13 protein-coding genes are annotated in these 18,435 nt (G+C 72.1%); 7 read left to right on the forward strand and 6 right to left on the reverse strand.

What is annotated here, in order from left to right; all coding sequences use genetic code 11:
- The first annotated feature begins 75 nt into the window (after nucleotides 1-75).
- The 4 genes from FHX44_RS08100 to FHX44_RS08115 all read left to right on the forward strand — a co-directional run bounded on the left by FHX44_RS08100 (nucleotide 76) and on the right by FHX44_RS08115 (nucleotide 3,977).
- Complete coding sequence (locus FHX44_RS08100) at nucleotides 76-1,461, forward strand: FAD-binding oxidoreductase (RefSeq protein ID WP_147254911.1); 1,386 nt, start codon at nucleotides 76-78, stop codon at nucleotides 1,459-1,461.
- A 123-nt stretch (nucleotides 1,462-1,584) separates the two neighbouring features.
- Complete coding sequence (locus tag FHX44_RS08105) at nucleotides 1,585-2,631, forward strand: class I SAM-dependent methyltransferase (protein ID WP_147254912.1); 1,047 nt, start codon at nucleotides 1,585-1,587, stop codon at nucleotides 2,629-2,631.
- A 61-nt stretch (nucleotides 2,632-2,692) separates the two neighbouring features.
- Nucleotides 2,693-3,109, forward strand: a complete 417-nt coding sequence (locus tag FHX44_RS08110; protein ID WP_147254913.1) for a DsrE/DsrF/DrsH-like family protein — start codon at nucleotides 2,693-2,695, stop codon at nucleotides 3,107-3,109.
- A 46-nt stretch (nucleotides 3,110-3,155) separates the two neighbouring features.
- Entirely contained in the window at nucleotides 3,156-3,977 is an 822-nt protein-coding gene (locus tag FHX44_RS08115) for an alpha/beta fold hydrolase (RefSeq protein ID WP_170308829.1), read from the forward strand.
- Between the two features lie 665 nt (nucleotides 3,978-4,642).
- Here the strand turns inward: FHX44_RS08115 and FHX44_RS08120 are convergent.
- On the reverse strand, nucleotides 4,643-6,121 hold the full coding sequence (locus FHX44_RS08120) for a P-loop ATPase, Sll1717 family (RefSeq protein WP_147254915.1): 1,479 nt from the start codon (nucleotides 6,119-6,121) through the stop codon (nucleotides 4,643-4,645).
- Between the two features lie 857 nt (nucleotides 6,122-6,978).
- On the reverse strand, nucleotides 6,979-7,788 hold the full coding sequence (locus tag FHX44_RS08130; protein WP_147254916.1) for an MOSC domain-containing protein: 810 nt from the start codon (nucleotides 7,786-7,788) through the stop codon (nucleotides 6,979-6,981).
- A gap of 139 nt (nucleotides 7,789-7,927) precedes the next feature.
- On the opposite strand from FHX44_RS08130, the gene FHX44_RS08135 reads away from it, so the two are divergent.
- Nucleotides 7,928-8,161 (forward strand): hypothetical protein, encoded by a 234-nt coding sequence (locus FHX44_RS08135; protein ID WP_147254917.1) that lies wholly within the window; start codon nucleotides 7,928-7,930, stop codon nucleotides 8,159-8,161.
- 135 nt (nucleotides 8,162-8,296) lie between these two features.
- Here the strand turns inward: FHX44_RS08135 and FHX44_RS08140 are convergent, their stop codons facing one another.
- The gene (locus FHX44_RS08140) at nucleotides 8,297-11,203 is read right to left on the reverse strand and encodes an ATP-binding protein (RefSeq protein ID WP_170308830.1); all 2,907 of its coding nucleotides are present in this window, start codon (nucleotides 11,201-11,203) and stop codon (nucleotides 8,297-8,299) included.
- A gap of 131 nt (nucleotides 11,204-11,334) precedes the next feature.
- On the opposite strand from FHX44_RS08140, the gene FHX44_RS08145 reads away from it, so the two are divergent.
- Entirely contained in the window at nucleotides 11,335-11,946 is a 612-nt protein-coding gene (locus FHX44_RS08145; RefSeq protein ID WP_147254919.1) for a GNAT family N-acetyltransferase, read from the forward strand.
- Nucleotides 11,947-13,212: 1,266 nt separating this feature from the next.
- Here FHX44_RS08145 and FHX44_RS08155 read toward each other — a convergent pair.
- A complete protein-coding gene (locus FHX44_RS08155) occupies nucleotides 13,213-15,609 on the reverse strand; it encodes a ComEC/Rec2 family competence protein (protein WP_246170265.1) in 2,397 nt (798 codons plus the stop codon).
- A 271-nt stretch (nucleotides 15,610-15,880) separates the two neighbouring features.
- Between FHX44_RS08155 and FHX44_RS08160 the strand changes: the two genes are divergently transcribed.
- Nucleotides 15,881-16,375 (forward strand): hypothetical protein, encoded by a 495-nt coding sequence (locus tag FHX44_RS08160; RefSeq protein WP_147254920.1) that lies wholly within the window; start codon nucleotides 15,881-15,883, stop codon nucleotides 16,373-16,375.
- Nucleotides 16,376-16,447: 72 nt separating this feature from the next.
- Here the strand turns inward: FHX44_RS08160 and FHX44_RS08165 are convergent, their stop codons facing one another.
- Together FHX44_RS08165 and FHX44_RS08170 are read right to left on the reverse strand one after the other, a co-directional pair.
- On the reverse strand, nucleotides 16,448-17,443 hold the full coding sequence (locus tag FHX44_RS08165; protein ID WP_246170266.1) for a ComEA family DNA-binding protein: 996 nt from the start codon (nucleotides 17,441-17,443) through the stop codon (nucleotides 16,448-16,450).
- A 137-nt stretch (nucleotides 17,444-17,580) separates the two neighbouring features.
- A complete protein-coding gene (locus FHX44_RS08170) occupies nucleotides 17,581-18,429 on the reverse strand; it encodes a DegV family protein (protein WP_147254921.1) in 849 nt (282 codons plus the stop codon).
- Nucleotides 18,430-18,435 lie beyond the last annotated feature (6 nt).

The following is an 18,435-nucleotide window of genomic DNA, read 5'->3' on the forward strand; positions in this document are numbered from 1 at the left end:
GCCGTTTCCGGCCATCCCGCAGGGTGGCCGATTCAGGTGAAGTCACCGGGTCGGTTCGGGGCTGAAACTCTGCCCATGCCACTGATCAGCACAGTCACTTCCGGCGCGTCCGGTATCGATGAGCTCCGCTTCCGCCTGCAGGGTGGTGTGCACGAGCCCGGCGACGCGTACTACGAGGACACCTGCACGCTGTTCAACGCCATGATCGACCGCAGGCCACGGTGGGTGGCCGAGTGTGTGGCTGTGGAAGACGTGGTGGCGGCGCTGGCCTTCGCCCGGGACCACGACCTGCCGATCGCCGTCCGCGCCGGCGGGCACTCGGTTGCCGGCCTGTCGTTGTGCGACGACGGCCTGGTGCTCGACGTGCGCGGCATGGTCGACATCGAGGTCGACGCAGACCGTCGCGTCGTGCGCGTCGGCGGCGGCGCCGTCTGGGCGGACGTCGACCGCGCGACGCAGGCCCATGGGCTGGCGACCACCGGCGGACGCGTCTCGACGACCGGCGTGGCCGGGCTGACGCTCGGCGGCGGCTCGGGCTGGCTCGAACGCAAGCACGGGCTGGCCTGCGACAACCTGCTCGCCGCCGAGCTGGTCAGCTGGGACGGCCGGATCGTCCGCGTATCCACCGATAAGAACCCGGAACTGCTGTGGGCGCTGCGCGGCGGCGGTGGGAGCTTCGGCGTCGTCACCGCACTCGAGCTGGCGCTGCACCCGCTCGGGCCGGAGGTCTTCGCCGGCGTGGCCCTGTTCGACACGGCCCGCGCCCACGAGGTGCTGAGCACCTTCCGCGACACCATGAACCACGCCCCCGACGAGCTCTCGCTGTCCTGCGCCTTCATCACCGCGCCTGAGGACGACGACGTACCCACCCGGCTGTGGGGCCGCCCAGCGGTCGCCATCCTGGGCATGTGGGCCGGCGCCGTCGACGAAGGAGCGCGGGCGCTCGCGCCGATCCGGGGACTCGGCCCCGATGCCGACTTCTTCGGCCCGACCGGATACGCCGACTTCCAGAGTTCGGTCGACGACCCGCCCGGATACCGCAACTACTGGACCGCCGAGAACGTCGTCGACCTGCCCGACGAGGCGATCGACGCGCTCGTCCGGCGCGCGGCCGAGCTGCCGGCCGGCCCCTCGCAGCTGTTCATCGTGGCCTGGGGCGGGGCGGTCGCCGGCATCGGCACGGAGCACTCACCGCTGGCCGGCCGCGACGCGGGGTTCATCGTCCACCCCCTGCTGCTGTGGGAGGACCCGTCCGACGACGAGCGCAACCGGGCCCTCGCCCGCGCGTTCCGCACCGATCTGCGTCCCTGGTCGACCGGGGTGACCTATCCGAACTTCCTCGGCGACGAAGGCAGCCAGCGGATGCGCGCCGCCTACGGCACCAGCACCGAGCGGCTGGCCGCTGTGAAGGCCGATTGGGATCCGCACGGCGTCTTCCGCACCCACCAAAACATCCAGTAGCCGCCCGCAGCCGCACTCACCGGGTGCGGAGCATCACCGGGCGCACCCGGCGTCACGACGGGCGACGCGACAGCGGGCCTCGTGCGGGACCGGCCCTGAGCCGGCACAACGGAAGGATTGATCGTGGATCACGACAAGTTGATGGAGTTCCTCGGCCGCTTCACCGCTGACCTGGGCGCGACCGGCTCCGCCGGCCTCGCGGTCATCGGCAACCGGCTCGGGCTGTACCGAGCACTCGCGCAGGGCCCGGCGACCCCGGGCGTGCTCGCCGAGCGCACCGGCTGCCACGAGCGCTACCTCACCGAGTGGCTGAACAACCAGGCCGCCGGTGGTTACGTCAGTTACGACCTCGCGACCGGTGAGTTCTTCCTGTCCGACGAGCAGGCGTTCTGCCTCGCCGACCCGAGCGGGCCGAACATCTCGGCCGCCTTCCTCATCGCGCTCGGCTACCTGCGCGCCGAGCCGCGCATCACCGAGGCGTTCCGCACCGGCGCCGGCCTCGCGTGGCACGAGCACCATGAGGACGTCTTCGTCGGGTGCGACGCCTTCTACCGGCCGGGTTACGTCGCTGAACTGGTACCGAGCTGGATTCCGGCACTGGATGGCGTGGCGGAGAAGCTCGCGGCCGGCGCCCGGGTGGCCGACCTCGGCTGCGGCCTGGGTTCCTCCTCGGTGCTGATCGCGCAGGCGTATCCGAACACCAAGGTCATCGGCTCGGACTACCACGCCGAGTCGATCGAGCGGGCGCGCAAGAAGGCCGCCGACGCCGGGGTTGCCGACCAGGTCGAATTCGAGGTGGCCACCGCGCAGACCTTCAGCGGGACCGGCTACGACCTCGTCACCATGTTCGACGCCCTGCACGACATGGGCGACCCCGTGAACGCCGCCCGCCGGGTGCACGACGCCCTGGCGCCCGACGGCACCTGGCTGCTGGTCGAGCCGAACGCCTCGGACACCGTGGAGGAGAACTTCAACCCGGTCGGCCGGCTCTACTACGCAGGCTCGACGTTCCTGTGCGTACCCAACGGGCTGTCCCAGCCGGGCGGCTACGCACTGGGCGCGCAGGCCGGCGAGGCAGCGATCCGTGAGGTCGCGTCCAAGGCCGGGTTCACCAGGTTCCGGCGGGTCGCGGAGAGCCCGTTCAACGTGGTGTACGAGATCCGGCGATAGCCGGACGGCGACCCAGGCCCGAGATCCAAAACCGATCCGTTCACACTCGAGGAGATCCGTCATGGAAAAGCTCGCCATCGTCGTCCGGGACGACGGCTACGACAAAATGCTCACGCCGCTCACCTTCGCCTTCCTCAGCGCGAGAAAAGGCGTGCAGGTCGACATCCTGTTCGTGCTCTGGGCGGTACGCGCCCTCACCAAGGCGGGCGCCGCCGCGCTGGAGATCGACGGCCGACATGCCGCGGACGCGGCCGCGCTCCGCCGCACGCTGGTCGAGGACGGCGAACCGACCGACATCCTCGACTGGCTCACCTACCTCGCCGGCACCGGCAAGGTGAACCTCTACGGCTGCCGCCTCGCCGCCGCCACCTTCGGCGTCGACGAGTCCGACCTCATCCCGGAGGCGGCCGGAATCGTCGATGCCGCCTGGTTCCTCGAGGAGAAGGCGATCGCCGCGGATCACTGCCAGTACTTCTGATCGCGGACACCAACCGCCACGCCCGTCACGAGAGAGGACCGTCTTCATGCCCACGTTCATCGGCTCCCGGGGCCGGATCTTCCACGACAGCTGGCAGCCCGACGGCGCCGCCCACGGCGCGGTCGTCCTGCTGCACGGCTACGGCGAGCACCTCGGGCTCTACGACGCGCTCGCCCGCAGGCTCGTCGCCGACGGCCTGGCCGTGCACGCGATGGACGCCGTCGGCCACGGACGCAGCGACGGCGAGAGGGCCGTGATCCCCTCGTGGGGCGAGTTCGCCGACGACGCCCGCAGGCTCGTGCACCTCGTCCGAGCGCAGCACCGCCAAGTGCCCCTGGTCGTGATCGGGCACTCCGGCGGCGCGCTCGCGGCGATGCTGCTCGCGCTGCGCTCACCGCAGACCCTCGACGCGCTCGTGCTCTCCGGCGCGCCGCTGCTCGCCCAGGAATGGATCGACGCGGAGCTCGCGACCGGCGCCGCCGAAACCGAGGTAGGCGATCCGACCGAGTGGATGAGCACCCACCCGCGGTACGTGCACGCCCTCCTGCACGACCCGCTGACCTGGAAGGGCGGGTTCCGGCGGGAGACGCTGCTCGCGGTCAGGGCCGTATGGCCGGAGATCGCCGCCGGACTCGCCGAGGCCCGCCCTGCCCTACCGGTGCTCCTCGTCCACGGCGAGGCCGACCCGATCGTGCCCGTGACCGACGCGCACGCCGTGGCGCAGATCCTGCCCCAGGCAGCCCTCCGGGTCTTCCCCGGGGACCTGCACGACGTACTGAACGAGCACGATCGCGATGCCGTCCACGACGTCGTGGCCACGTTCCTCGGCACGGTGCTCGCGGGCCGGCGGACACCACTCGCGTCCTGAGCGCCCTGGAATCACCAACAGGCGCCGACGGTGCGACGAGGAGCCGGCGCGGATCGCGGGCGACCCGCTCGCGGTCAAAGACGGCCGCAGTGAGCAGGCGACGGTCGCGGGCGGTCACCCCGGCCCGATGCCGTAAGCCACGGGGGACGGCGAGCGCTTGTTCATGCGGCCGCGGTTTCGAGGGGTTGAGCAAAGTCGTTGGAGTCCAGCGTGCTTGGTTGGGCCGTAGGCCCCACCGTCCTGCCTGAATCGTCCTGGGCGGTGGAGAGGCTCCTGATCTAGCAAGGAGACTGGAGCCGTGCCCGCGCGCACGTACGCCACAACACAGCAGGCCACGAGATCGACTTGGTGCGCAAACTCTGCTGATCCCGACGGTGAACCCGCAGGTCAACCACACTTCCCACCTTGAAGATCTACAACTTGATAAGCGTCAGAGCTCACGAGGATGATCAAACTATCGTAATCCCGTGCACTGAGCTGAATTAGCCGTCGAACTATCTGTTCAAGATCACGATCCCCTTCGAACCCTTCACCTCCGCGTTGCAAACATTTAGTACCGGGCCGAAGTCTGGCCTGATCGTTGCCCGCCGGCCGCAGCAGTGTGTCGAGGTCGGCCCGCGCTTCACGCATGACCGTGTACTTCTCGTACCCGTGCCCCGCGCTCTCTAGGGCTCTCTAGTTCCCAGGTAGGCCCGGTACATCGGGTGGATCGCGAACCTCCGCACGTTCCGGACGTCGAGTTGCGGGACCTGGTGGTGCCCGACAAAGGGAGTGGCGCCGTCGCGGCGCTGGGTGCTCACTGCGATCTCTGCGGTGAGGAATCCGACTCTCCAGAGCACGTCGATCAGCGCGTCCTCGTCGAAGTCCGCCAGCCAAGTGCGTGCGCGGACTCCGACCGTAAGCTCGCCGGATATGATCTCGAGCATCAGATATTCGAGCTGGGCACGTTCGAAGGTGTGTTCGTGGCCTCGGAACGCTTCGAACACACTGAGCACATCCGGGTACTGAAACCTCTGCTCGGCCGCGACGTCATGCGTGCGACCCCGTGAGTACTCGAACTCCGCGAGCACGATCGTATCCAGACCAAGGGGCAGTGGCACCTTGCGCTCGCCCGCCGTATGAAGACACTGTACACAGAAGAGGATCATCTCGCGGGGACGGTGGAGCGTGCGGTCGACGATGTAGCGGAACGGCTCGTTCGCCCCCTTGCGAGGCCTGGCGACGAATAGCGTGTTCCAGCACTTTTGATCCGGGGCGTCGGCGAGCTTCGGCAGCGCGTACCTGATCCGTCGGGCGATCAGGCTGTAGAGGTCTGCCTCCGACCACGACACCGACTCGATCATATCTCGGTACTTCTGAGCGTCCTCGTAGAGCGATGGCGTGTTCTCATAGAGTTCCTGACGCAATGAGACGTACAAGCGAAGATTGACGGACAGTCCGTTCAGCGAGACGCATGCCTGGAAAAGCCCCGCTATGAACGCTTGCGCGTCTTCGGAGGAGTCCCAGCCCTTGTCGAGCTCATCGATGACGACGACGACCCGCTGGTCCTCCAGAGCCTTCTGCAGGTGGGGCACAAGGTGGCGGATCTCCTCGAGCTTGTATAGCCGCTCCAACTCCTTCGTCTTGACCTGTGCCTCGTACTTGCCGATCTTGAAGCCCTCGAGCCGCTTGAGATAGGAGATCAGCGCCCAGAGCTTCCCCATCCCCGGCTGGTGATGGTAGGTTCGGATGTATTTTCGGATCGCCGCCTCGGACGCATTCTTCGACCGCACTTGCTTCTTGCACAGCTCCTTCATCACCAGCGCGTACAACGTGTACTTCCACGCTGCGGCGTAGGCGCCTTGCTTAGCCCAAGAGCCCTGCTCCTCGGTCTGCATGGTGCGCTGAAGCATTTCATACGAGTAGTCGTCAGGAGCAAGCTCGATGACTCGTGCCCCGTTACCCCGGCTGCGTCGGGCGAGGATCTGGAAGATCGCACTCTTACCCGCGCCCCGATTGCCGAGTATCACGGTCGTCTCGCCTCGGAGGACGCGCCGGAAGGCGTCGGACTCGACGAAGTAGTGCTCGAGACCTCGGTCGATGTCCCGCTCAGCTGCGGGAGCGCCGAGATCAATCGAGCTGCCCTGTAAGGCGACCGTGCTCATGTCGACCTCCCACTACGGACCGTCAGTGGTTGGGGTCGGGTTGCCGCCGCAGCGTGTTACCCGATGTCGCCGCGCGGTTACCGAGTGAGGCGTTCGGCCCTCGGAGGCCGCGGGAGCGGCGCGAACCCCGATGCTGACATGGGTTGACCGCGTGATCCTCAGCGCGCTGAGCCGACTGCTGCCGACACGCCTGCGTCGACTGCGGCTCGTCTCACCCCGAACCGTGCCGCGCTGGCATGCCCGCCTCGTCGCCCGCCGCTGGACCTACCCGAGACGCCGACCCGGCCGCCCACCCACTTCGGAACCGATACACGCTTTGGTGCTGCGGATGGCCCGAGAGAACCCAGCTGGGGCTACCGACGCATCCAGGGCGAGCTCGTCGGACTCGGCGAGCACATCGTCGCCTCCACCGTGTGGAAGATCCTCCACGCTCCTGGCATCGACCCCGCTCCCCGACAGCCCGGACCGACCTGGCGACAATTCCTGGCCACACAAGCCCGCGCGATCCTCGCCGTCGACTTCGCCCACGTCGACACCATCCTCCTGCGACGCCTCTACATCCTCGTCGTGATCGAGCACGGCACCCGCCGCGTCCACCTCGCCAGGATCACCGCTCATCCCACCGGAACGCGGGGTGACCCAGCAGGCCCCCCGCGCTCCGGCGCAACGACGCGGCCACTGCGGCGAGACCGGCTTGGCGGCCTCATACACGGGTACGTGCAGGCTGCATGACCTGACAGGGTTCTCGGCACCCACAGGGTTGCCCGTCGCGGCGACCAGCGCTTTGGCAGTGGAGTCTTGGACCCCCACCGGTTGTAGGGATCGGCGGCCAGCAATGGCCGAGCCAGACGAGAAAGTTAGGCGAGTGAGACCGCGTCACCGCGTCGGACCATCCCGATCTGGCGCACCTCTGCGTACACGCCAACGTTCACATCGTTGTACCGGGCGGCCGTGCGCAGGATCTCCCTGTCCTTGGGCAGATCGCCCTGCGGGAGCGTCGTCATGACGCAACGAGGGCAGGGGCCAGTAATTTCCAGGACGACCTCGTCCCCGATGTGCACCCGCCGGTCCAACCACTTATTTTCCGTGAAGTCGGCAACGTCGTCGGTGGCCTGCACGACGATGTTGGGCCGGAACCGCCGAACTTCGAACCGACCTCGCGGGTGAAGCTCGCGGAGCCGATTGATCGTGCTCGTGGTGAGTACGTGAACACCCGCGAGATCGAAGAACGTCCCGGCGGGCATCGCCTCGTCAGTGACGGTGTCCTGATGGTCAAGCTCTGCCATGTCAGGCCAGTACTCCTCCAAGGTGGGCCGGGGCGCCCCGGCGGCGGCCAGCATGACGCGCCTGCCGAGGACGGCGGAGACGATCTCGGCGAAGCGGGCGTCGTCAGAGCTGATCCTTGAGCCATCGGGCAACGTCACGGCGACCGGCGGGAGCGGCTCGCCCGGCTCCGGTGGCGCAGTGAACATCGCCCGGAAGATGAACAAGTCGGGCCACTTCCTCGGGTTCTTGGCGCTCACGACCTTGCCGGTCTCGACATCAACAAGGGCGAAAGCGCGATCACCCAGCAGGCCAAAATCGTTGAAATGAGATGCGTTGAGCTCCTCCCCCTGCATCGACTTCAGCGGGTAGCGCCACAACGTGAGAACCGCTCCGTCGGTCATGCCGACACTCCTTGCCTCGGAACGTGTCATGCCGACCACCGACGAACTGTACTCGCAAACCTGAAGATCGGCGGCATCGCTTTGCGACTAGCTCAGAGCATTCCTTCTGCTACACGCTGAAGTGAACGGAGCTCGGCGCGTGTCCAACGAGCGCCGGCGACGTGGACAGCCCGCTGGCGGGCCGTACCCCGGCGAGGGTCCACCCCGCACAACTTCCGGCGCATGTTCACCACCGAGCTCGTCGGCGCCGGGGCTCCCGCTGCACATCGCCGTCTTCCCCGAGCACCTCATCGCCGCCCACGAAGCCCTCATCGAACGCTGCCGCGCGCTGTGCGCCGACGGCGGGCTGCGCTCGGTCACCGGCGACGAGTAAGCCGCGCTCACCCGATCGTGGAGTTCAAGTGGATCCGGGCGCGGGCTGCGCGTGCGCGGGGGCGGCGTACACGGTGTGGCCGATGCCGTCGGGACCGGAACCCCGCCGGGCGGACCGGGACGGCGGCGCGGGTCCTCAGCTCATCGTGGCGGCGGCGTCGGCGAGCGCCTGCCGCGCCCGGGCCACCAGTGCGGCATCGGTGAGCCCCGCCCCCCGCTCGAGCGCGGCCGTCGTCGCATGCTCCCCGAGCCGCTCGCGGACGGCGGCCAGCGCCGCCTGCAATCGCTCGGCATCCGTGGCGAACCCAGGGAGGGCGTCCTCCCGTGCGAGCACCGCTCCGGCGAGGACCGCAGCGTCGGTGTGGGCGCCGGCCCGCTCCAGCAGGACCGTGACGTGCTGCACCAGCCACCACGCGACCGACCGGTTGCCGAGCTGAACCCACTCCTCGAGCGCCACGGGGAAGCCGGCCAGCGCCTCCCGCAGCGCTCCTGTGCGCGCGGCAAGCGCCGCGGCAGAGGTGCGGGCCATCGTGACGAACAGCCGCGAGTCAGCCCGGAGGCCGTGCTCGATGGCGGTCCGGTAGCTCGCTGCGGCCCGCTCCGAGTCGGCCTCGGAGGCCGCCTCCCCGGCCAGATAGTGCGCCCACGCCATCACGGTGGGGACCGCCGACCGCACCGCCTGCGGCAGCAGCTCGGCGAGGACGGCGGCCGCCTCCTCCGCGCGTCCCGCGTTGACCAGCGCGTGCGCGACCGACAGCTCCGTCACCAGGCCGAGGACCGGCTGCCCGCGGGCCCGCCGCAACTCGGCGTGCCGGTGGTACCGGGCAATCGCGTCGTCGGTGTCACCGAGGAACATCGCGATGTCACCCGACACGTTCATCGGCAGCGCGGCCGCTGGGGCATCGGGACCTCCGGCCAGGGTGATTCCCCGCTCGGCCGTCGCCGCCGCCTCGGTCATCCGCCCCGCCGACCAGAGCGCGGCCGCCGCGGTGCCCAGCGCCGCGGCCAGCTCCGGATCGTCGATCGGCCAATCCGCGATCGGAAATCCCCAGCGCAGCAGGTCGAGCCGCTGGCGGAAGTAGGCGAACTCGTAGACGTCCCCGGCCAGCCGCAGCGCGAGCGGCCTATCGTGCGCGAGCGCGTGCTCCCACGCCGCATGCAGGTCGGGTGACAGTGCCGTCAGGTCACCGACCGCCTCGCCCTCGTGCTCGCTCCACAACCGCCTGCTGGTGGCGGCGAGCCGCGCCGCCGTGTCCCGGGCGTGCGCGTCCCGCAGCGCGTGCTCCTCGCCCGCCGCGGTGAGACGTTCCAGGGCGAACGCGCGGAGCGTCTCGAGCAGCTGGAACCGGCCGGATCGGGCCGACTGGACCAGGGACTGCTCGACCAGCCGGGCGAGCAGGGCCGGAAGCGATCCGCGGGACGCCCCACCGGATACCGCTTCCACCTGGTCGAGCGTGAACGAGCCGGGGAACACCCCCAGGCGCCGGAACAGCACGGCCTCCTCGGGGTCGAGCAGGTCATGCGACCACTCGACGACGGCGCGCAGCGTGCGGTGGCGCCGGTCGGACGTGCGTCGCCCACCGCCGAGCACGTCGAGCCGGTCGCCCAGCCGATCCAGGAGCACGGTCAGGCCCAGCCCGCCGGCCCGTGCGCCGCCGAGCTCGATGGCCAGGGGCAGCCCGTCCAGCCTGCGGCAGGCCTGCGCGACCAGAGCCAGCCCGGCCTCGTCGGGGAGCGCGAGGCCGGGCGCCCGCGCCAGGAACAGCCGCACCGCGGGATTGTCGGGGTCAGCCCCGGTGGGCAGCGGAAGGGGCGCCATCCGCTGCACCTCCTCGGTGTCGAGCGCGAGCCGCTCCCGGCTGGTGACCAGCAGCGCGAGCCCCGGCGCGCCGTCGCGGAGCCGCTCGACCAGCACCGCAAGCTCGTCCAGCACGTGCTCGGCGTTGTCGAGGACCAGCACGCCGCGGTGCGCCGCGAGCGCGGTGCACAAGGCATCCAGCGGATCGCGCCCCGAGGCGATCTCCACGCCGGTCGCCGCCGCCACCGCCTCCAGCAGGCGCGAGGACTGCACGGGCACGAGGTCGACCCACCAGACCGGCCGGCTCGCCGCCGCGCACTGGTGCGCGACCTCGAGGGCCACGCGGGTCTTGCCCACCCCGCCGGGCCCGAGGAGCGTCACGAGAGCGGTGTCGGCGACCGCGGCGGAAAGCGTCCGTACCTCGTCCTCGCGACCGATCAGCGGCGACGGGCGCCGCGGGAGCTGGCTCCGGCCCGGCGGCGTGGTGTCCATGGCCGCCTGGCGCGGGGTTGGGCCGACCTCCTCGCGGAGGATCCGCGTATGGAGCTCCCGGAGCTCGGCCGGCGGGTCGATACCCAGCTCGTCCCGCAGCACCCGCAGGTAGCGCTGGTAGGCGTCGAGGGCGTCGCCGGTGCGACCCGCCGCCGACAGCGCCCGCATCAGGACCGCCGTCGGCCGCTCGGCCATCGGATGCGCGGTGGCGAGATCCCGTGCCGCCGCGACCGCATCCTCGACCACTCCCGCCCGCAGCAGCGCCTCCGCGCGGTCCTCGGCCGCGGCCCGGCGCAGCTCGTCCAGACGCACGGCGGCGGGCCGGGCGAACGACTCGCCGAACTCGCCGTACGCAGGCCCCCGCCACAGCCCGAGCGCCTCGTCCAGCAGCCTGGCGGCAGCGGCGGGATCCCGACCCGACAGAGCGCGAGCGGCGCGGCAGCGCTGCTCGAACAGGTCGGCGTCGATCCGTGCGCCGCCGAGGTCGAGCTGGTACCCAGGCGCGCGCGTGACGAGCCGAGCTCCGGCGGGCCCGAGGGCGCGCCGCGCCCGTCCGACGACGACATGCACGGCGTTCTCCACGCGGGCGGGCGGCTCCTCGCCCCACACGGCCTCGGCCAGGCGGTGCACCGGCACCACCGCTCCCCGCTCCAGCAGCAGGGCTGTGAGCAGCGCGCGGGCGCGCGGCCCCGGGGGCACGACGACGCCCTCGGTGGAGTCCACTTCCAACGGACCGAGCACTCGGAACAGCACGAGGCCTCCCACATGCACGGCGGATCGTCGCACGCCGCGGGTGACATCGGAACGTCATCGCACTGACAGGTCGCGCACCGACGGTGTCTCGCAGGCGGCCATCCCGACCGCCGACCGAGCAGGAGGAAACCATGACCACTCTGCAACCCGCACGCACCGCCGTCCGCAAGGCCGCGCCGGCCGAAGCAGCGGTGGTGAGCTCCGCGCTCGCCGCCGCCTTCGAGGATGACCCCGTCTTCCGCTGGATGCTGCCCGACGAGACCGACCGCGCCGCCCGCACCCGCGCCTTCTTCGACCTCGTCGTCGAGGTCCTGGCCGTGCACGACGACGCCTGGACCACCACGGACGGCATCACCGGCGCCGCGCTGTGGGTTCCCTACGGCCGGCCTCCGATGTCCGACGAACGCGCCGAGCGCTTCGCCGCCGAGGTCGCCGAGATCTGCGGTCGGCACGCCGACCGGACACTGGAGCTGATCGCGGCGATGGACGAGAGCCATCCACACGCGCCGCACGAGTACCTGTGGTTCGTCGGCGTCGTTCCGGCCGCGCAGGGTCGCGGGATCGGGTCTGCACTCATCGCCCCCGTGCTCGAGCGCGCCGACCGGGCGGGCGCACCCGCCTACCTGGAGGCGACGAGCCCTCTCAACAAGGCGCTCTACGAACGGCACGGGTTCCGCGCCCGCCCCCCGATCTCCGTGGCGGGAGGCCCGCCGATGTGGCCGATGTGGCGCGATCCCGCCTGACGGGCCCGATGCCGGGATCGCCTGGCGTGTGCGTCCGTGACCAGCACCGACGCCCGGCCGCTCACGGGCGAGCGCACGGTTCCGGCATAGGAGATGTCGCCCGTCGAGCGCCGTGGCCGATACTGCACGGGTGCGGACGTACTGCAAGCATGGGCGCGTCGGGGACCAGCTACGTCGGCGTCTGCCTGAGCTGGTCGAGCGCCTCCAGCCCGTCCCAGTAGTTCCCGGCGCTGACGATCAGCCCGTCACGCACGGTGTATAGGGCCGCGTACGGCAACACAAGCGCCTTGCCGGTGGCCGACATCTCGCGTCGCTTCCGGCGAGGCGAGACCTCAGGGCGGACCGCCCCATCGGCGTGCGCAACCGGTCGCATGGGGCTTCGGGTCCGGAGCATGGCAAGGTCAATAAGGAAATTGCCGCTGCAAGCCACAGCTGAAGGCGGCCGCGGACACGTTCGCCCTGCTCAACAGCCCATCACGCTGCATCTGGCGCGGCTGATGGCGCACGAGAGCTTCGGCGGCCGAGGCGGCGACGAGAGGAACGGGAACCGCTCCGCGGTCGCTGTGGTCTGACGAGGCCATGACGATGACGCGCTCGCCGAAGACCTCACGCTGGATCCACGCCCTGGGCCGGCTTGGCCGCCGCCACGGTCGTCGATGGCCAGCCCGTGCCGTGCGGGCCGTGATCCTCGTTGGCGTCGCCGCGGGCCTCACCCTCGGATCCGGAGCCACGGTCGCCCAGGCCACTGATCAGGCGGCTCTTCCCGTGAAGGCCCTCGCCAAGTCCTGCAATCTCGGATTCACGCCCACCAACCCGACCGTGACCGGCCCGAGCATCCTCGGCAACGCCTTCGCGGTCTGCGGCGTCCCACCCGAACGGCACGTGCTCACCCTCAGCGTGCAGTACGGCCAAGGCCGACGTGGAAGACCGCCGAGTCGACCACCAGCACCGCGATCCCCACGCGCCAGCGCCAGGTCCACGAGGTGAAGACCGGATGCCGGCCCGGACTCTGGCGTGTCCATGCCGGCGTCGTCGGTCCCCCGCAGGGGCGCGACTTCGACTTCGCCGACAACAGCATCGAGCGGTTCGTCACCGCCGACGACTGCGACAGAGGCGGGAGTTCGCCGTCCCGACTCGTCGCAACCCAGGCGTCCACGTCCTGCTGAAGCCGGTGCAGGGTGTCCTGCTTGCGCTGTGGCGGCGGGCGGGGAGGAGCGACGATGCCGGGCAGCCTGCCCGACCATCGAGGTCATGTGCTCGCCCGCCTCACCGCGGCGCCGGGAGTGGGGAGCCGCGGGAGACGAGCTGCAGGTCCTCGTCAACGGGCCGCCCTACCAGCGCGATGTCCCCGGCGGTGTCGGTGCGGCGCACCGCGGCCCCGGCCCGCTCGAGGCCGCCGATCAGGCCGGGGTCGGGGTGGCGGTAGCGGTTGCCTGCGCCGACGCTCACCAGCACCGCGCGGGGGGACACGGCGTTGAGGAACTCCACCGACGTGTACCGGCTGCCGTGGTGTGGCATCTTCAGCACGTCGGCGCGCAGGTCGGCGCCGGAGGAGAGCAGGTCGGCCTGCGCGGCGAGCTCCACGTCGCCGGTGAGCAGGACCGTGCCGGCGGGGGTGCGGGCACGCAGCACCAGCGAGCCGTCGTTGACCGCCGTGCCGTCCTCGCCGTCGACGAATGCCGCGGGGTGCAGCGGGCCGAGCACGTCGATGGCGAGCGCCGGCCATGTCAGCCGCCTGCCGGCGGCGAGCGCGACGAGCGGCACGCCGACGCCCGCGGCCGTGTCGGCGACGTCTCGCAACGCCCACCCCGGCTCCCGCACCGGGCCGACCGCCACGCCGCCGACCGCCCGGCCGCGCAGCGCGCCCTCGAGACCGGCGACGTGGTCTGCGTGCAGGTGGCTGAGCACGAGCAGCGCGATCCCCTGCACGCCGAGCCGGTCGAGGCACGCGTCGACCGGGCCGGCGTCGGGACCCGCGTCGACCAGCACGACCCAGCCGGGCCGGCCCGTGGCGAGCACGATGGCATCACCCTGGCCGACGTCGCAGGCGACCACCGCCCATCCGGGAGGCGGCCACCCCGGCGGCACGATGCGCGTGGGCACCAGCACGAGCGCGAGCCCCAGTGCAACGGCGACGAGCAACGCACGCCACCGCGGGGAGCGGCCGAACCACAGCAACCCCAGCACCAGCAGACCCAGCAACACCGCGCCCGGTAGCCCGTCGGGCCAGCCGAGCACCGCACCCGGGACGGCCGCGGACCGGTCGGCCACCAGCACCAGCCACCCGACGGCGGGCCCGGCGGCCCACGCGCACACCTGCGCCGGCAACGCACCGAGCGGCGAGAGCACAGCGGCCAGCACGCCCAGCACGGTGGCCGGGGCGACGGCGGGAACGGCGAGCAGGTTGGCGGCCACGGCGACGGGGCTCACCTCACCGTTCAGCCCGGCGACCAGCGGAGCGGTGGCGAGGAACGCCGCCGCCGGCACGGCGAGCGCCTCCGCCATCCACCGCGGCACGCCGCGGCGCTGCAACGCGACCGACCAGCCCGGGGCGAGCAGCACCAGTGCGGCGGTGGCCAGCACCGACAGCGCGAACCCGGGGTCGACGGCCAGCGCCGGATCGGCCAGCAGCAGCACCAGCACCACCGCCGCCAGCGCGGGAACCGCGGACCGTCCCCGCCCCATCGCCAGCGCGAGCAGCACGACGGCCGCCATCGCCGCCGCGCGCACGACGCTCGGGGACGGCCGCGCGAGCACCACGAACCCGAGGACGGCGGCCGCGCTCACAGCGGCGGTCAGGCGGGGATCGGCCCGCAGCAGGCGCAGCAGCGCGAGGACCGCGCCGGCCACGATCGCGAGATTCGCCCCGGACACCGCGAGAAGGTGGCTGAGCCCCGCAGCCCGGAAGTCGGCCTCGACCTCAGCGGTGAGGAGGCTCGTGTCGCCGACGGCCAGCCCCGGCAACAGCCCACCCGGTGCCGGCGGAAGCACCTGCGCGGCCTCTCGCAGCCCGGCCCGCAGCCCGCCGGCGGCGTGCTGCCACCACGGCGGCGCCGAGACCTCCTCGGGCGGGCCGCGGACCCGCAACGCCGCGACCGTGAGATCCCGCCGTCCCGCCGGGGCGAGCAGCCCGTGACCGGTGACGGCCTGTCCGGGGAGCAGCGCCGCCCATTCCTCGGCGGGCGCGATCAACAGCACCCGGCCACCGGCTGCCCAGCCGGAGTCGCCGACGTCGGCCCGCAGCAACTCGGCCGGCACGAGCACCTGGCTCGCCTCCCCGGGCCGGGCGCCGTAGCCCGGGCTCCGCAGCGGCCGCGGGTCGTCGGCGACGACCACCCGCACGCTCGCGGCAGCGCCTCGTTCGGCCGGCGTGCGGAGCGGGTGCCGGTCGACCAGCAGGGTGTGGGCCGTGACGACGAGCGCGGCAGCCCCCGCACAGCCGCCGGCCGCGAGCACCCAGGCCGCTCCGCGGCGCCGGACCACCGACACCCCGGCGAGCAGCGCGCACGCGACCAGTACGGCCACACCCGCGACCGGGCCGAGCCCGATGCCCAGCAGCACGACCGCCCACACCGCGACAGCCGCGGGCACCAGCCGCAGGTCGGGTGGCCGCGGCTGCGCCTGGTCGAGGTCGGGAGTCGGCGAGCGGGCGGGGAGCGTCACGCGTCCGACGCTAGGAGCGGTCGGGGGCGGTGGGGCGACCTCGCCCGAACCTGTGGATGGCCGAACCCCGAGGTGGACAACTCGCCGCCCCCGCTCGCCGGATCGTTCGAACCGTCGGTCCCCCCGGCCACACTGGACACCGGAGGGCGGCGCCGACACTGATCACCCCAACCGCGGCGGCCCGCCCCGGGTCGTGCCCGGTGTGGCTGAATCCCCGGGAGTACCGAAGATCGTGAACCGACGCCGGCACCGGACGTCCGTACCTCCGGCGATGGCGATCGGAATCGCCGCGGTCGTGCTGTTCGTCGCAGGCGTCGGGATCGCCGTTCTGGTCGGCGGCGTCGACGCCACGCCGCAGTGGATGCGGACGATGGCGGTCTTCCTCGCCGTGGGCCTCGGGATGGCCTACGTCCTCGGCACGGCGGAGTGGGCCATGGACGTGTGGATCATGAAGCGGGCATGTGCGCACATCGACGCAGGCCGGTACGACGACGCCGCCGGGAAGCTGCAGGTGTACGTGAAGCAGCTCGAGAAGATGGCTGGGACGTACGACCCGCTCACCCTCCGCTGGACCTTCACGCTCGCCCACGTGCTGCTGCACACCGGACAGCGGATGCGGGGGATGGCGCTGCTCGCGCTCGTGATCGACGGCCAGCTGACGGTGCTGGGTGCGGACCACCCGGAGACGCAGCGGTCGCTCCGGATGCTGGAGCGCCACACCGACTTCACCGCGCCGATCGCGCCGATCGACGCCTGGTGGCGGTGAACGACCGGGTGCTGCAGGAGCTGGACCCGGCTGGTGGCGGGTGGCAGCACAGCCGCCGTCCGTGGCCGATCGTCACACCACCACCAGCTCCCGAAGCTGCGCGAACCGCCGCTCCCCGATGCCCTCGATCTCCCGCAGCTGTTCCACCCGGGAGAAGCGGCCGTGGCGCGTGCGCCACTCGAGGATCCGCTGCGCGGTGACCGGACCGACGCCGGGCAGCGCGTCGAGTTGCTCGACGGTGGCGGCGTTGAGGTCGACCTTTCCCACCGGAGCACTCCCGGCCGCCGGCGAGCCGATGCCCGGTGCCGGGTTCGCGGCGGCATCCGGTGCGGGCGGAACCCCCACGGCGACCTGCTCGCCGTCGGCCACCCGGCGCGCCAGGTTGAGCGTGGAGAGATCGGTGCCCGGGAGCGCGCCACCGGCCGCGTCGAGCACGTCGGCGACGCGCGCGCCCTCCGGCACCTCGACCAGGCCGGGCCGGTGGACCTTGCCGGACACGCTCACCACGAGCGGGGCGGGCGGTGCAGCCGGGGCCGCAGCGGTGGTGGCGGCCGCCGGAGCGGGCGCCGCCGACGCGGCGGTCTCGGCCGCGGACACGGCGACGGCCGGCAGGTCGGGTACCGGCTCCGCGCGTGGACGCTCGAACCAGACCCCCACCGCCGCCACCACGGCGGCCACCGCAGCCACGAGCGCGAGCGCGGTGGCACCGGGCCGGCCGGGGTCGATGCGCGCCTCGCGCCACGACGCGGGCGCCAGGCGGCGCAACGCCGCACCGACTCGACCTGGCGGCTCCGCCGTGGAGTCGAACGGGCCATCCGCTCCGACATCGGCGCGATTCTCGTCCGGCGCGAGGCGCTCCAGCGGCCGGCGCGGGCCCGCCCGCGGCTGCGCATCGGGCATGCCGGCCAGCAGCATCGGCACCGTGGGCGGATCGAGCCCGCTTCGCCCGCTCGGCGCGCCTCCCGGGCGAGGTGGCGGCCAGACCCCGCCGGAACCGAGTGCGCCGGCCTCGGGCGTACCCGCCGGCTCGGGAGATGCGGGCAGGACGAGGGATTCGGATCTCGTCATGGGTTCGACGCTAGGCCGGCGAAGGCGCGGGGCACGGATGTCTTGCTGAGCTGTGGATGGCCGGGATCCGAGGTGGACAACTCGCCGGGCGACCGGAGGAACCGTCGGCGTCACCTGCATGCCACGGGCGGGGAGCACTAGCCCTTCGGCACGACCACCACACCGAGCAGACCGGGTCCGACGTGCGCGCCGATCACGGCGCCGACCTCCGACACGAGCAGCCGGGCAACCTCGGGCAAGCGCTCCCGCAGCCGGGCCGCAACCTCCTCGGCCCGCGCGGCCGCCGCGAGGTGGTGCACCGCCAGATCGACCGGCCCGTCCCCCGCCGCCCGCACCGCGAGCTCCACGAGCCGCTGGGCGGCCCGGGCCGTGGTGCGGACCTTTTCCAGCGGCACGATGCGGCCCTGCGACACGTGCAGCAGGGGCTTCACGGCCAGTGCGGTGCCGACGAGTGCGGCGGCGGCCCCGATGCGCCCCCCGCGGCGCAGCCGGTCGAGCGTCTCGACCGAGAAGAACAGGCGACACCGCGCCGCGACGTCCTCCGCCGCGGCCGCGACGTCGGTGCCCGGCGCCCCGGCCTGCGCGGCCTCGGCCGCAGCCAGCACCGCGAAGCCCAGCCCCATCCCCGTGGACCGGGAGTCGACGACGTGCACGCAGTCGGCACCGACCTCCTCGGCCGCCATGCGGGCCGCGTCCCACGTGCCGGAGAGCTCCCGCGACAGGTGCACGGACACGATCTCGTCGGCGCCGCCGTCGAGCGCGGCGCGGTAGCAGGTGACGAACTGGGCCGGTGTCGGCCGGGAGGTCTGCACGTCGAGGCGCCGGTCGGCGAGCGCCGCGGACAGCTCGGCGGCGTCGATGTCGATGCCCTCGCGCCCGATCCGGTCGCCGATCCGGACCTCGAGCGCGACGACGCCGATCCCCTGCTCCTCCGCAACCCCCTTCGGGAGGTACGCGGTGGAGTCCGTGACGACGGCGACGGGCACGACGCC

This window comes from Pseudonocardia hierapolitana (assembly GCF_007994075.1).
GTDB lineage: Bacteria > Actinomycetota > Actinomycetes > Mycobacteriales > Pseudonocardiaceae > Pseudonocardia > Pseudonocardia hierapolitana.